13 protein-coding genes are annotated in these 13,960 nt (G+C 63.3%); 11 read left to right on the forward strand and 2 right to left on the reverse strand.

The features are described 5' to 3' along the window. Positions 1-47: 47 nt before the first annotated feature. The 9 genes from NMB38_RS13395 (at position 48) to NMB38_RS13435 (ending at position 10,250) form a co-directional block, all read left to right on the forward strand. Positions 48-488: an NUDIX hydrolase gene (locus tag NMB38_RS13395; RefSeq protein WP_206405408.1), complete on the forward strand. Its 441-nt coding sequence runs from the start codon at positions 48-50 to the stop codon at positions 486-488. Positions 489-546: 58 nt separating this feature from the next. Next, entirely contained in the window at positions 547-1,671 is a 1,125-nt protein-coding gene (gene mnmA, locus NMB38_RS13400; protein ID WP_027916191.1) for a tRNA 2-thiouridine(34) synthase MnmA, read from the forward strand. After that, positions 1,668-2,294, forward strand: coding sequence for a high frequency lysogenization protein HflD (hflD, locus tag NMB38_RS13405; protein WP_027916192.1), 627 nt, complete (start codon positions 1,668-1,670; stop codon positions 2,292-2,294). The genes mnmA and hflD overlap by 4 nt, the downstream gene beginning before the upstream one ends. 273 nt (positions 2,295-2,567) lie before the next feature. Beyond that, on the forward strand, positions 2,568-3,938 hold the full coding sequence (purB, locus tag NMB38_RS13410) for an adenylosuccinate lyase (protein WP_181073767.1): 1,371 nt from the start codon (positions 2,568-2,570) through the stop codon (positions 3,936-3,938). Positions 3,939-4,019: 81 nt separating this feature from the next. Further along, the gene (locus NMB38_RS13415; RefSeq protein ID WP_049695763.1) at positions 4,020-5,186 is read left to right on the forward strand and encodes a ribosomal protein uL16 3-hydroxylase; all 1,167 of its coding nucleotides are present in this window, start codon (positions 4,020-4,022) and stop codon (positions 5,184-5,186) included. Beyond that, positions 5,179-5,613: a GNAT family N-acetyltransferase gene (locus NMB38_RS13420; RefSeq protein WP_027916195.1), complete on the forward strand. Its 435-nt coding sequence runs from the start codon at positions 5,179-5,181 to the stop codon at positions 5,611-5,613. Before NMB38_RS13415 ends, NMB38_RS13420 begins: the two co-directional genes overlap by 8 nt. 298 nt (positions 5,614-5,911) lie before the next feature. Then, the gene (locus NMB38_RS13425; RefSeq protein WP_242809576.1) at positions 5,912-7,882 is read left to right on the forward strand and encodes a DNA topoisomerase III; all 1,971 of its coding nucleotides are present in this window, start codon (positions 5,912-5,914) and stop codon (positions 7,880-7,882) included. Between the two features lie 81 nt (positions 7,883-7,963). Further along, positions 7,964-9,337: a glutamine synthetase family protein gene (locus NMB38_RS13430; protein WP_033695163.1), complete on the forward strand. Its 1,374-nt coding sequence runs from the start codon at positions 7,964-7,966 to the stop codon at positions 9,335-9,337. Positions 9,338-9,470: 133 nt separating this feature from the next. Continuing rightward, complete coding sequence (locus NMB38_RS13435) at positions 9,471-10,250, forward strand: TSUP family transporter (RefSeq protein ID WP_027916198.1); 780 nt, start codon at positions 9,471-9,473, stop codon at positions 10,248-10,250. A 59-nt stretch (positions 10,251-10,309) separates the two neighbouring features. Here the strand turns inward: NMB38_RS13435 and nudC are convergent, their stop codons facing one another. Both nudC and NMB38_RS13445 read right to left on the reverse strand, forming a co-directional pair. Further along, a complete protein-coding gene (gene nudC, locus NMB38_RS13440; RefSeq protein ID WP_027916199.1) occupies positions 10,310-11,143 on the reverse strand; it encodes an NAD(+) diphosphatase in 834 nt (277 codons plus the stop codon). Positions 11,144-11,178: 35 nt separating this feature from the next. Beyond that, a complete protein-coding gene (locus NMB38_RS13445) occupies positions 11,179-11,991 on the reverse strand; it encodes a crotonase/enoyl-CoA hydratase family protein (RefSeq protein WP_028686540.1) in 813 nt (270 codons plus the stop codon). A 180-nt stretch (positions 11,992-12,171) separates the two neighbouring features. Here NMB38_RS13445 and NMB38_RS13450 point away from each other — a divergent pair, with 180 nt between their 5' ends. Continuing rightward, the gene (locus tag NMB38_RS13450) at positions 12,172-12,732 is read left to right on the forward strand and encodes a lipocalin family protein (protein ID WP_494354805.1); all 561 of its coding nucleotides are present in this window, start codon (positions 12,172-12,174) and stop codon (positions 12,730-12,732) included. A 30-nt stretch (positions 12,733-12,762) separates the two neighbouring features. Continuing rightward, positions 12,763-13,722 (forward strand): MBL fold metallo-hydrolase, encoded by a 960-nt coding sequence (locus tag NMB38_RS13455; RefSeq protein WP_088523341.1) that lies wholly within the window; start codon positions 12,763-12,765, stop codon positions 13,720-13,722. The last annotated feature ends 238 nt before the right edge of the window (positions 13,723-13,960 follow it).

The raw sequence follows: 13,960 nt of genomic DNA on the forward strand, positions 1-13,960 counted from the left end.
GCTTTCTGGGCCGCACAACGGCCAACTCGCTCACCCTGGAGCACTGCATGACCTGGCACCCTCATATCACCGTCGCCACCGTTGTCGAAGACAACGGCAGGTTTCTGTTCGTCGAAGAGTTCAAGGCCGGGCGACACGTCTTCAACCAACCTGCCGGCCACCTCGAACCCAATGAAACCCTGGCCCAGGCGGCGCTGCGTGAAACCCTGGAAGAAACGGCCTGGGAGGTGGAGCTGACCGGGCTGGTGGGTATTTACCTGTATACGGCGCCGAGCAACGGCGTGACCTACCAGCGCATCTGCTTTGCCGCCCGCCCTGTCCGGCATCGCGTCGACAGCCCCCTGGACAGCGATATCGAGCGCGCCATGTGGCTGACCCGTGACGAGCTGCTCGCCGATCCGGCGCGCTGGCGCAGTGAACTGGTGCCTCGCTGCCTTGACGACTACCTGCAGGGCCCGCTGCACAGCCTTGACCTGCTGCGCGACTGACGCGCCGCTGCGGGTTTGGTAGTATCGGCGTTTTTCCTCTTGATCTACATCGGTAACCATGACCAGCCCAGCACTCAAAGACCCCGCCAAGACCCGCGTCATCGTCGGCATGTCCGGCGGCGTGGACTCTTCCGTCTCCGCCCTTCTGCTCATGGAGCAGGGTTACCAGGTGGAAGGGCTGTTCATGAAGAACTGGGAAGAGGACGACGGCACCGAATACTGCACGGCCCGTGAAGACCTGGCAGATGCCCAAGCGGTTTGCGACCGCATCGGCATCACCCTGCACACCGCCAATTTCGCGGCCGAGTACTGGGACAACGTGTTCGAGCACTTCCTTGAGGAATACAAGGCCGGCCGCACCCCGAACCCCGACATCCTCTGCAACCGCGAGATCAAGTTCAAGGCCTTCCTGGACTATGCCCTGTCCCTGGGCGCCGACCTGATCGCCACCGGTCACTATGTTCGCCGCCGCGACACCGGCGAACTGACCCAGCTGCTCAAAGGCCTGGACCCGAACAAGGACCAGAGCTATTTCCTACATGCCGTGGGCGGCAAGGAAATTGCCCGCACCTTGTTCCCGGTGGGCGAGCTGGAAAAACCCGAGGTGCGCGCCATTGCCGAGAAACACGGCCTGGCCACGGCCAAGAAGAAAGACTCCACCGGCATCTGCTTTATCGGTGAGCGACGTTTCAGCGACTTCCTCAAGCAATACCTGCCGGCCCAACCCGGCGACATCGAAACCACCGACGGTGAAGTGATCGGTCGTCATCATGGCCTCATGTACCACACCATCGGCCAGCGCCAGGGCCTGGGTATCGGCGGCCTGAAGGATGCTGGGGACGAGCCTTGGTACGTGCTGCACAAGGACCTGACGCGCAATGTGCTCGTGGTCGGCCAGGGCAATGAACACCCCTGGTTGTTCTCCCGCGCCCTGCTGGCCTCCGAAATCTTCTGGGTGAACCCGGTCGACCTCGATAGCCCGCGCCAGCTCACTGCCAAGGTTCGCTACCGACAACACGACCAGCAGTGCACCCTGCACCGTACGGCCACCGGTTATCGGGCCGTCTTCGACGAGCCGCAGCGCGCAGTTACCCCTGGCCAGTCGGTGGTGTTCTATGACGGCGAGGTGTGCCTGGGCGGTGGCGTGATCGAAGCAGCCGAGCCGTGGAGCCCACGCTCGTGAACCGCGTGCAGGAACAGTTGATCGCGCTGGGCGGCGTATTCCAGGCAGCCGTGCTGGTGGACCGTATCGCCCGTACCGGGCAGGCCAGCGAAGCTGATATCGGCTGCATGCTGGGCAGCCTGCTGGTGCGTGATCCCAAGGATACGCTGGAGGTCTTCGGTGGCGATGACCTGAACTTGCGCGACGGTTACCGCGCGCTGGTCGGGGCATTGGAGCGCGACCCCAGCAGCCTGCAGCGCGAGCCTTTGCGTTATGCCTTGTCGATGCTGGGCCTGGAACGGCAGCTGAACAAGCGCGGCGACCTGCTCGAGACCATCGGTAACCGCCTGCCGCAGATCCAGTCCCAGGCCGATCACTTCGGCCTGGTGCACGAGAACGTCATCGCGTCGAGCGGCGCGCTGTACCAAGACACCTTGAGCACCTTGCGTCAGCGCATCCAGGTGCACGGCGACATGCGCTTCCTGCAGCAGCCCAACAACGCCTCCAAGATCCGCGCCCTGCTGCTGGCCGGTATCCGCGCTGCGCGGCTATGGCGCCAGCTCGGTGGGCACCGCTGGCAGCTGGTGTTCAGCCGACGCAAATTGCTCAACGAGCTGTACGACATGATGCGCACAGCGCCCTGAAACCCAGCCTCATACATTCGGGCGCACAGACGCGAACGCGCCTGGCTGACCACGTTCCTTGCAGGAGGGGCCTTGTGCCCCGACGGGCTGCACGGCAGCCCCGACGCGCGCTGACAGAGATCAGTCAATGGCGTTGCTCCGCCACCGGATCGGTGCAGCGCCCACTCAGCAAACCGAGCAGATTGAAGCAACCTTTGGTCAGCCCCCCGACTCCAGCGCATTTTTAATGTATGATATGCGCCCTCCAAAAGCCTGACTGTCCGAGAACACCCCATGCAGCTTTCTTCGCTCACTGCGGTTTCCCCTGTAGACGGCCGTTACGCCGGCAAAACCCAGGCCTTGCGCCCCATCTTCAGCGAATTCGGCCTGATCCGTTTCCGCGCCCTGGTCGAAGTGCGCTGGTTGCAGCGCCTGGCCGCCCACCCGCAGATCAGCGAAGTGCCGGCGTTCTCCGCCGAAGCCAACGCGCTGCTGGACAACCTGGCCACCGATTTCAAGCTCGAGCACGCCGAGCGCGTCAAAGAAATCGAGCGCACCACCAACCACGACGTCAAGGCGATCGAATACCTCCTCAAGGAGCAGGCCGCCCAGCTGCCTGAGCTGGCCAAGGTCAGCGAATTCATCCACTTCGCCTGCACCAGCGAGGACATCAACAACCTGTCCCACGCCCTGATGCTGCGCGCCGGTCGTGACGAGGTGCTGTTGCCGCTGATGCGTCAGATCGCCGACGCCATTCGCGCCCTGGCCCACGCCCATGCCGATGTGCCGATGCTCTCGCGCACCCATGGTCAGCCTGCCTCCCCGACTACCCTCGGCAAGGAGCTGGCCAACGTCGTGTACCGTCTGGAGCGCCAGGTCGCTCAAGTCGCTGCCGTGCCGCTGCTGGGCAAGATCAACGGCGCCGTGGGCAACTACAACGCCCACCTGTCGGCCTATTCGCAGATCGATTGGGAGCAGAACGCCCGCGCCTTCATCGAAGACGAGCTGGGCTTGCAGTTCAACCCCTACACGACTCAGATCGAGCCGCACGACTACATTGCCGAGCTGTTCGACGCCATCGCGCGCTTCAACACCATCCTCATCGATTTCGATCGGGACGTGTGGGGCTACATTTCGCTGGGCTACTTCAAGCAGAAGACCGTTGCCGGCGAAATCGGCTCCTCGACCATGCCGCACAAGGTCAACCCCATCGACTTCGAAAACTCCGAAGGCAACCTGGGCATCGCCAACGCCCTGTTCCAGCACCTGGCCAGCAAGCTGCCGGTTTCGCGCTGGCAGCGTGACCTGACCGACTCCACCGTGCTGCGCAACCTGGGCGTGGGCGTTGCCCACAGCGTCATCGCGTATGAAGCCAGCCTCAAAGGCATCGGCAAGCTCGAAGTGAATCACGCCCGTATCGCGGCCGATCTGGATGCCTGCTGGGAAGTGCTGGCCGAGCCGATCCAGACCGTGATGCGTCGATTCAACATCGAGAACCCCTACGAGAAGCTCAAGGAGCTGACCCGCGGCAAGGGCATCACCCCGGATGCTCTGCTGAGCTTCATCGATGGGCTGGACATGCCCGCCGAGGCCAAGGCCGAACTCAAGCAACTCACGCCCGCTACCTACATCGGTAACGCGGCTGCGCAGGCCAAACGCGTCTAACGCGCGCTCTGCGCCCAACGCCCGGCCTGGCCGGGCGTTTTTATTCCCGTCTGAAAATTACGTTTTTTCAATAGGTTGAAGATGAATCCTGATACTCCACTGCAGCTGCTGGGCGGCATTACAGCCCGTGAATTCATGCGCGACTACTGGCAGAAAAAGCCGCTGCTGGTGCGCCAGGCATTCCCCGATTTCATCAGCCCCATCGATCCGGACGAGCTGGCTGGTCTGGCGCTGGAAGATGAGGTCGAGTCCCGTATCGTGCTCGAGCACGGCGCACACCCGTGGGAAATGCGCCGCGGTCCGTTCAACGAGGACACGTTTGCCGAGCTGCCGGAAAAAGACTGGACGTTGCTGGTACAAGCCGTCGACCAGTTCGTGCCGGAAGTGGCAGAGTTGCTGGAAAACTTCCGCTTCCTGCCCAGCTGGCGTATTGACGACGTCATGATCAGCTTCGCTACCCCAGGCGGTAGCGTGGGCCCGCACTTCGACAACTACGACGTGTTCCTGCTGCAAGGCCACGGGCAGCGTAACTGGAAGATCGGGCAGATGTGCGACAGCGACAGCGCCCTGCTTGAGCACAGCGACCTGCGCATCCTGGCCGATTTCGAGCAAAGTGACGAGTGGACCCTGGAGCCTGGCGACATGCTTTACCTGCCGCCGCGCCTGGCTCACTATGGCGTTGCCGTGGACGACTGCCTCACCTACTCGGTCGGTTTCCGCGCACCGAGCGCCGCCGAAGTGCTCACTCACTTCACCGACTTCCTCGGCCAGTTCCTGCCGGACGAAGAGCGCTACAGCGACGCCGATGCACAGCCAGTCAGCGACCCTCATCAGATCCAGCATGATGCCCTGGACCGCCTCAAGGCCCTGCTGGACAAACACATGGGTGACAAGGATCTGCTGTTGACCTGGTTCGGCCAGTTCATGACCGAGCCGCGTTACCCCGAGCAGATCGTTGGCGAGGAGTTGTCCGAGCAGGAGTTGCTCAATGCCTTGCAGCAGGGCGCCATCCTGATCCGCAACCCGAGCGCCCGCATGGCCTGGTCCGAGTTCGACAGCGACCTGCTGCTCTTTGCCAGCGGCCGTAGCTGCCCGCTGCCTGGAAAGCTGCGCGACCTGCTCAAGCTGGTGTGCGCTGCCGACGCCCTGCACAGCGAGAACCTCGGCCAGTGGCTGCAGGATGAAGATGCATTGATGCTGATCCAGCAGTTGGTCAAGCAAGGTAGCCTGGGTTTTGCCGATGAATAAGATTCGGGTGCGTCTGGCCGATTGGGTCAAGGACAACGCCGACATTCGCCGCATCCGTGAGGCGGTGTTCGTCGCCGAGCAGCACATACCGGTCGAACTGGAATTCGACTCCGAAGACCAGGATGCCTTGCACTTCCTGGCACTGGAGGGCGACTACCCGATCGGCACCGCACGCTTGCTCGCCGATGGCACCATCGGCCGAATCTCGGTGCTCAAGGACTGGCGCGGCCTGAAAGTGGGCGACGCACTGGTCAATGCCGTCATCGCAGAAGCGCAGGCCCGTGACCTCAAGCCTCAACGCCTCAGCGCGCAGGTGCATGCCACACCGTTCTACGAGCGGCTGGGTTTCAAAGTGGTCAGCGAAGAGTTCCTCGAGGCCGGCATCCCTCACGTAGACATGGTGCGCGAGTCGCACTTGCCTTCTTGAAGCGTGCCAGGCCTGTTCGCATCTGACCCCGGCATGCCGGCGCGACCGCCGCTCTTGTCCCCACAGGAGCGGTTCAAGCTCACGCGCGTACACGTCCCCGTCAGGCGCCGGCTTGCCGGCGACAGGCTGACCGTTAGCCGTATTCAATCGCGCTGCTAACGTACCGATCCTGTGCCGGCTCACATCACCGGCACATCCGGATACGCCTCGCACTGTACATCCATCCACATAAAACTTGCCTACTTCGTTGCGCACCCGCATCCTAGCGCTCATCTCCATCGATGAAGCGTCAATGGTCATGCGGCTGTTTCTGTGTGAAAAACCCTCTCAGGCAAAAGACATCGCCAAAGTGCTCGGCGCCAATCGCAAAGGCGATGGCTGTTGGCAAGGCACCGACGTGTGCGTGACCTGGTGCATTGGCCACCTGCTGGAAACGGCCCCACCCGACAGCTATGACGAGCGCTACAAGCGCTGGAACCTGGCCGACCTGCCGATTATCCCGCAACAATGGAAAATGCTGGTCAAGCCCAAGACCGCCAGCCAGTACAAGGCGGTCAAGCGCCTGCTGGGAGAGGCCCGCGAGCTGATCATCGCGACCGATGCCGACCGCGAAGGCGAAATGATTGCTCGCGAGTTGGTCGAACACTGTCGCTACCGTGGCCCGGTGCAACGCCTGTGGTTGTCCGCGCTCGATGATGCGTCGATTCGCAAGGCCCTGGCCCGCCTGCTGCCGGGGCATGAGACCTTCAACCTTTATCACTCGGCGCTGGGCCGTTCACGAGCCGACTGGCTGATCGGGATGAACATGAGCCGACTGTTCACCCTGCTCGGTCGTCAGTCCGGCTACCAGGGCGTACTACCAGTGGGTCGCGTGCAAACGCCGACCCTGCGCCTGGTGGTAGATCGAGACCGCAGCATCGCACAGTTCGTGCCCGTGCCCTTCTGGGCCATCGACGTGCGTCTAAGTCATGCCAACCAGGCGTTCATGGCCCAGTGGCGGGCGCCGGAGGACGTCTGCGACGACCAGGGTCGGTGCCTTAACCAGGCGTTGGCGCAGCAAGCGGCCGCCGCCATCGAGCAGGCCGGCGTTGCCCAGGCCGTGAAAGTCGCAACGGAACGTGTGCGCGAAGCCGCGCCGCTGCCCTTTGACCTCGGTACTCTGCAAGAGCTGTGCTCGAAGAAGTTCGGCCTCGGCGCCCAGGAAACCCTGGATATCGCCCAGGCGCTTTACGAGACTCACAAGCTGATTACCTACCCGCGCAGCGACTGCGGTTACCTGCCGATGAGCCAGCATGGGGAAGCGCCCGCCATTCTTGCGGCGCTACAGCGGGCTGATGCCAGCCTGGCGCCCTTGCAACCTCATCTGCAACCCCAGCGCCGTTCACGCGCCTGGAACGATGCCAAGGTCAGTGCCCACCATGGCATCATACCGACGGTCGCCGCCAGCGACCCAGGGCGCCTGCCGGCCAAGCACAAGTCTGTGTATACCCTGATCCGCGCGCGCTACCTCGCACAGTTTCTCCCTCACCATGAGTACGACCGCACCCAGGCAGACTTCGACTGCGCAGGCTATGCCTTGCGCGCCGTGGGCAAGCAGATCGTCGAGCCGGGCTGGCGTCGCGCCCTGCCGGAGGCCTTGACGCCGGCCAAGGGCCGCGAAGCCGCCCCGCCCCAGGTACTCCCGGTGTTGCGCGAAGGCCAAGCGTGCTCGGTCCAGGATGTCCAGCTCAAAGACCTGTGGACCCAACCCCCCAAGCCCTTTACCGAAGGCGACCTGATCAAGGCCATGAAGAACGTGGCCAAGCTGGTGGACGACCCTCGGCTCAAACAAAAGCTCAAGGAAACCACTGGGATCGGTACCGAAGCCACTCGTGCCAGCATCATCCAGGGCCTGCTGGACCGGGGCTACCTGGTCAAGAACGGCAAGGCGCTGGCGGCAACGCCTGCTGCCTTCAGCCTGATAGACGCCGTCCCCCGTGCTATCGCCGACCCCGGCACCACTGCCATCTGGGAGCAGGCACTGGACATGGTGCAAAGCGGCGACATGAGTCTGGAAGAATTCGTGGCCCGGCAATCGGCCTGGATGGGCAAGCTGGTAGAACGTTGCAGCGGCCTGCGCATGACCATTACCGGCCCGGCGGCGGGCGCAGCCCCGCCCTGGAAGAAAAAGCGCAGAAGCGGCGGCAAGGCCCGGTCAAGTTCAGGCAAGGCAGCAGGTGCCAAAGGTGGCGCAGGTAAAGCCAGGCAACCGAGGAAGAAGTCCACCTGAGCCTGTGGATGCAGGCTACAGCGGGCGGATTGGGCGGCCTCTGCTACATTTCCCTGGATCTATTCGCCTGTGGAGTTGCCCATGAGCCCGGACTTGGAACGCACGCCTGCCCAAACGAGCTTCCCGGACGTACTCGCTGAGGTTCGCGCCTTTCGTGCCCAGTATCCCGGCGTGCGCCATGTCGACCTTATCAGCCTCGACATCCCAGGCCACTTTTACGGCAAGCGCTACCCGATCGACATGCTTGAGAAGGTCGCCGCCGGCAGCCCGCTCAAACTGCCCCAGAACGCAGTGCTCCTTGGCACCCAGGGTGGCCTGTTCCAGATCGGCGACTACTGCTTCAACGACGGCGACCCTGACGCCCTGCGCCGGCTGGTGCCCGGCACGTTGAAGCCCGTCACATGGGAAGCGCACCCCTTGGGGCAGATGCTGATCAGCAGCGACGCAACGCCGGCGCCCATTGCGTTCGAACCCCGAGAGGTGCTGGCGCGGGTTCTGCAACGCCTGGCACGCCGCGGCATTCATCCAGTCGTGGCGTTCGAGCTGGAGTTCTACCTGTTCGACCGCGCGCTCACAGCGGGCCTGCCACAGTTTCCCCGCGATCCTCTGAGCGCCGATGAAGACGACCAGCCCAACTTGCACATCGAGCGCTTGAGCCGCTTCGCAGAGGTACTGCATGACATGGTTGCCACAGCCAATGTGCAAGGCGTGGATGCTAACGTCATCACCGCCGAGCTGGGGCCAGGCCAGTTCGAGATCAACTTCGGACACTGCAACGATGGGCTGCAAGCGGCAGACTGGGCGGCGTTGTTCAGCCGTAGTACGCGCGGTGTCGCACGCAAGCACGGCCACCGCGCCTCGTTCATGAGCAAACCTTACTTGCATGCGCCCGGCAGCGGCATGCATGTGCATGTCAGCCTGTATGACGAGGGGGGCAACAACCTGCTGGCCGCCGATGGCCAGCGTCCGCTGCGCCAGGCGGTAGCCGGATGCCTGTCTCTGCTGCCTCAGTGCATGCCGATCTTCGCCGCCAACCACAATGCCTTCCGCCGTTATGGCGCCATGGTCAACGCCGCCAGCCGGGCCAGCTGGGGATACGAAGACCGCGATGCCTGTATTCGCATCCCAGAATCCGATGCCCGCAACCTGCGCATCGAACATCGCCTGGCCGGCGCCGATGCCAACCCCTACCTGGTGCTGGCCGCCATCCTGTGCGGTCTGGAACAGGGCCTCGACGCCGCGCAGGACCCTATCGCACCGTTGAACGAAGACCGCTCCAGCGGCATCGACTTTCCCAAGGACATGCTAAGCGCAGTAACGGCCATGCAGCACGCGCCTGCGGTGATCGAAGGCTTGGGGGCCGAATTCGTCAGGGTGTATTGCGAGAACAAGCGCCAGGACCACTTGGCGTTTATGCAGGAGATCAGTGCTCGGGAGTACCGCTGGTTTTTGTGATCACAGCCAGGTGACGCTGGCGCGGGTTCCTCGATTGATACCCGCGTTGGCACTTGCGCGGTCGGGGTATTAACATGTCCGGCTTATCACGCGGCGTTTTGTCGCATACCGTCTCATTGCCTGCCAGATTCCCATGCCCTTCGAACTTACCGTAGAACCCTTGACCCTGCTCATCCTGGCAGGGGTCGCTTTCGTCGCCGGTTTCATCGATGCCATCGCTGGCGGCGGCGGCCTGCTGACCACCCCCGCCCTGCTGACAGCCGGCATGCCGCCTCACCTGGTACTGGGCACCAACAAGCTCAGCTCCACGTTCGGCTCGGCCACGGCCAGCCTCACCTACTACAGGCGCAAGCTCTTTCACCCGGCTCAGTGGCGTCGGGCCCTGTTTGGCACCTTGGCCGGGGCCCTGCTAGGGGCGGTCGTTGCGCACTACATGCCTGCCGAGTGGCTGAACAAGATGCTGCCAGTGATCGTGTTCGCCTGCGGCCTGTACCTGTTGTTCGGCGGCACGCCAAAGGCGCCACTGGACGCCGATGCCCCGATTCGCAAGAAGTGGCAGCTGCCGCAAGGCCTGACCTTGGGGTTCTATGACGGCGTGGCTGGGCCGGGTACAGGTGCTTTCTGGACGGTCAGCACCCTGCTGCTTTACCCCATCGACCTTGTCCGCGCCAGTGGCGTGGCCCGCAGCATGAACTTCGTCAGCAACATCGCAGCCCTGACGGTGTTCGTGATTTCCGGGCAGGTGGATTACATCGTCGGCCTGTGCATGGGCCTGTCGGTCATGGTCGGCGCCTTCTTTGGCGCCCGGACGGCGATCAGCGGCGGTAGCAAGTTCATCCGTCCCGTATTCATCACCGTGGTGCTGGCCCTGACCGTGCGCCTGGCCTGGCAGCACTGGTTTGGCCAGGCGTGATCAGCCAGGAACTGCACGCGTAAGGGACTGGGGTCTCGACCTGGAGCGAGCCTGATCGGTCACTGCCCGGGGAACGCAGGGTCGGCACGGCCCAATCGGCGGGCTACGTACAGGTCGATCAGGTAACGGGCAATCGACCGTCCAGCCGGCAGCGGCGGTAGATCGTGCACATTGAACCAGCGGGCATCCTCGATTTCATCCGGCTGCATGACGATGGCGCCCCCGGCGTATTCGGCATGAAAGCCCAGCATCATCGAGTGCGGGAAGGGCCAGCACTGGCTACCCACGTACTGGATGTTCTTGACCTCCAGCGCCACTTCTTCGCGCACTTCGCGCACCAGGCAGTCTTCGGCCGACTCGCCGGGTTCGGCGAAGCCCGCCAGGGTGCTGTACACGCCTGCCACGAAGCGCGGCGAGCGCGCCAGCAGGATCTCGTCGCCTCGTGTGATCAACACGATCATGCTGGGCGAGATGCGCGGGTAGCTGCGCAGGTCGCAGGCCCTGCAGTGCATGGCCCGCTCCCAGCGAATTTGCGTCATGGGCTGACCGCAACTGCCACAGAACCGGTGCTCGCGCGCCCAGGTGCCGATCTGCGCGGCGTAACCCAGGATCGTGTATGTCTCGGCATCCCCTTCGAGCATGAACGTGCGCAGGCCCCGCCAGCTGCAACCGGGTACCTGGCCGGCACTGGCCAGCTCAAGCAGAAATACCGGCTGGCCATCGAAGTGACCGATGCCGTGCTCGCACAGCACATCCAGCCCCTGGCCCTTGAGCCAGTCGCGCGGGAACAACGCGCCCTCTTCCCCGACCAGAAAGCCCTCCGGGCTGTGGGCCACGGCCAAGCCGGCGGGCGTTTGCGGGTCGAGTACTGCGGTCGTCCAGCGTGCTGACATAAGGGCATTCCTGTAAGGTGCGCCCGTCGACTCTGTCAGTCGGCGAACGACGGTTTGTGTTTGTTCATGTGCGCGGCCATGGCCAGGCGCATGTCTTCGGACTGCAACATCGCCGCATTCCAGGTGGCGATGTACTCGAGGCCGTCGTCGATGCGGTGATCGCGCATGTAGCTCAGCATGTGCTTGGTACCGGCCACGGCGATCGGTGATTTGGCTGCGATGTCCCGGGCAATGGCGAACACACCCTCGAGCAAGGCGGCTTGATCATCGTAGACCCGGTTCACCAGGCCGATGCGCAGCGCCTCCTCGGCCTCGACGGTACGTCCGGTGTAGGCCAGTTCTCGCATGATGCCGTCGTTGATGATGCGTGGCAAACGCTGCAATGTGCCGACGTCCGCGGCCATGCCCATGTCGATTTCCTTGATGGAGAACTGCGCGTCACCGCTGCAATAGCGCATGTCGCAGGCTGACAGCAGGTCGATGGCTCCGCCGATGCAGTAGCCCTGTACTGCCGCCAGCACTGGCTTGCGGCAGCGGTCGACGGCGTTGAACGAGGCTTGCAGGGCCAGGATGGTCTTGCGCAGCGTGCGGGCGTTGCGCGCAGGGTCCTTGCCCATCTGCCCGGCGACCGACGCCAGCATGGCCAGGTCGATGCCGGCCGAAAAGTGCTTGCCAGCACCGCTGATGATTACGGCCCGGACCGCGTCGGTGTCGTCCACCCACTGGAAGATCTCGATGATTTCCTCCCAGAACGCGGCATTCATGGCGTTCAGTTTTTCCGGGCGGTTGATCTGAACGTGGGCAATGTTTTCGTTCAGCTCTACCTTAAACGCGCTGTATTGGGTCACGGGCGACACTCCTGTGGGCTCTGGCAATGACAGCGATGGTAGCGCAGCCCGGTTGCCGTGCGTCTGCCAAAAGCGGGACTGCGGGAATAGGCGGACGGCTCAGGCCAAGCAACGCGCGTACAACTTTTGCCCGAGGCTGGCATCGAACCTGTGTAAGCACTCACTCTCAGGAGAAACACAATGGCGATACGCAAGGCATTGATGCTTTCCTGCATGGCCCTTGCCCTGGTTGGCTGCGCCGGCAACGATCACCCTGCCCCACCACGCACGCAGCAGGTCGACCTGCAACGCTATCAGGGCACCTGGTACGAGCTGGCACGGCTGCCGATGTTCTTCCAGCGCAACTGTGTGCAATCCGAAGCTCACTATGTCCTGCGCACCGATGGCCGCATCGATGTGACCAACCGCTGCATGGAGAAGGACGGGCAGTGGAACGAAGCCAAGGGCATCGCCGAAGCTCAGCAGCCGGGCAGCACCGACAAGCTCTGGGTACGCTTCGACAACTGGTTCAGCCGCCTGGCGCCTGACCTGACCAAGGGCGAGTACTGGGTGCTCTACCATGACAAGGACTACCGCGTAGCGCTGGTCGGCCATCCTAACCGCGAGTACCTGTGGCTGCTGTCCCGCACCCCGGCCATTCCGGACAAGACCCGTGACCAGCTGCTGGACATCGCGCGCGAGCAAGGCTATGACACCAGCAAACTGGTCTGGCGCCAGGCTGACAGCACGGGCGTGGAGTAAGACTTTGATGGCGCATGACAAGGAGTAGACATGGACCTGCTGTTTCTGGGCACCAGCGCCGGTGCCCCGACCAAGGCCCGCAACGTCAGCGCGACGGCGCTGCTGGAGGCCACGGGCAAACGCTGGTACCTGATCGATTGCGGTGAGGGCACCCAGCATCGCCTGTTGCACACACCGCTGTCGACTCAGGACCTGGCCGGCATTTTCATCACTCACGTACACGGCGACCACTGCCTGGGTTTGCCCGGCTTGCTGGCCAGTGCGAGCATGAACGGGCGGCGCCAACCCTTGGATGTGGTGTTGCCCCGGGCCTTGCACGAGTGGTTGCGCATCAGTCTGGCGGTGACCGACAGTCATCTGTCCTTCGATCTGCGGCTGTTGCCCGTCGAAGATTTTAATGGCTGGCACAACGCGGCCGTCACGGTGAGCACCGTTACTTTGTCACACCGCGTGCCCAGCGTGGGCTACCTCTTCGAGGAGCGTTGCCCCGAGCCACGGCTGGACAGCGTGCGCCTTGACGCCGAAGGTGTCCCTCGCGGGCCATTGTGGGGGACGCTAGCAAAAGGCCTGGCGGTGAGTCACCAAGGCCGTGAGCTGCAAGCGGCGGACTACCTGCAGCCTGGTCGAGCTGCCCGCCGCATCATTGTTTGCGGCGATAACGACACGCCCGAGCTGTTGGCCGAGGCTGCGGCAGGTGCCGATGTGCTGGTGCACGAAGCGACCTTTACGCAACCTGCGGTGGAAAGATCTGGCGTGACCTATGGCCACAGTACTGCGGCGGCAGTGGCTCGCTTTGCCCAAGCGGCCGGGGTGCGTAACCTGGTGCTGACGCACTTCAGTGCGCGCTACCAGGCTGACAATCGGCGCAGCCCTTCGATCGATGACGTAAGGCAGGAGGCTGCCCTGCATTATGCTGGCGACCTCACGTTAGCCGTGGATCTTCAGCGGTATCATTTGGGGCGTGAGGGTGTGTTGTTGCCTGTCGATTGAGCGGACAGCGTGTATCTGGGTGGTATTGGTAGGGTATGAACAGCCTTGGATGTCCAGGGTGAGTCATAGATTGTGAGGTCCGCTGCGCGGTCCATCGCGGCATATGCAAGACAGTCGCTCCCACAATGGATCTGCGTAGTCCTCACATTTCAGCAAGTACCGCTAGCCGTGAGCAGCCTTGCTGGGGCGCCGGACCGGCCGCGATAGGCCGCGATAGGCCGCGCAGCGGACCCGGCAA

The sequence above is a fragment of the Pseudomonas sp. FBCC-B35 genome, assembly GCF_059133755.1.

Excerpts from the sequence above, each read along its gene's own strand:
- purB (WP_181073767.1), top strand. The coding sequence starts at position 2,568 with ATGCAGCTTTCTTCGCTCACTGCGGTTTCCCCTGTAGACGGCCGTTAC.
- NMB38_RS13415 (WP_049695763.1), top strand. The coding sequence starts at position 4,020 with ATGAATCCTGATACTCCACTGCAGCTGCTGGGCGGCATTACAGCCCGT.
- NMB38_RS13455 (WP_088523341.1), top strand. The coding sequence starts at position 12,763 with ATGGACCTGCTGTTTCTGGGCACCAGCGCCGGTGCCCCGACCAAGGCC.
- NMB38_RS13395 (WP_206405408.1), top strand. The coding sequence starts at position 48 with ATGACCTGGCACCCTCATATCACCGTCGCCACCGTTGTCGAAGACAAC.
- NMB38_RS13425 (WP_242809576.1), top strand. The coding sequence starts at position 5,912 with ATGCGGCTGTTTCTGTGTGAAAAACCCTCTCAGGCAAAAGACATCGCC.
- NMB38_RS13435 (WP_027916198.1), top strand. The coding sequence starts at position 9,471 with ATGCCCTTCGAACTTACCGTAGAACCCTTGACCCTGCTCATCCTGGCA.
- NMB38_RS13450 (WP_494354805.1), top strand. The coding sequence starts at position 12,172 with ATGGCGATACGCAAGGCATTGATGCTTTCCTGCATGGCCCTTGCCCTG.
- mnmA (WP_027916191.1), top strand. The coding sequence starts at position 547 with ATGACCAGCCCAGCACTCAAAGACCCCGCCAAGACCCGCGTCATCGTC.
- nudC (WP_027916199.1), bottom strand. The coding sequence starts at position 11,143 with ATGTCAGCACGCTGGACGACCGCAGTACTCGACCCGCAAACGCCCGCC.
- NMB38_RS13420 (WP_027916195.1), top strand. The coding sequence starts at position 5,179 with ATGAATAAGATTCGGGTGCGTCTGGCCGATTGGGTCAAGGACAACGCC.
- NMB38_RS13430 (WP_033695163.1), top strand. The coding sequence starts at position 7,964 with ATGAGCCCGGACTTGGAACGCACGCCTGCCCAAACGAGCTTCCCGGAC.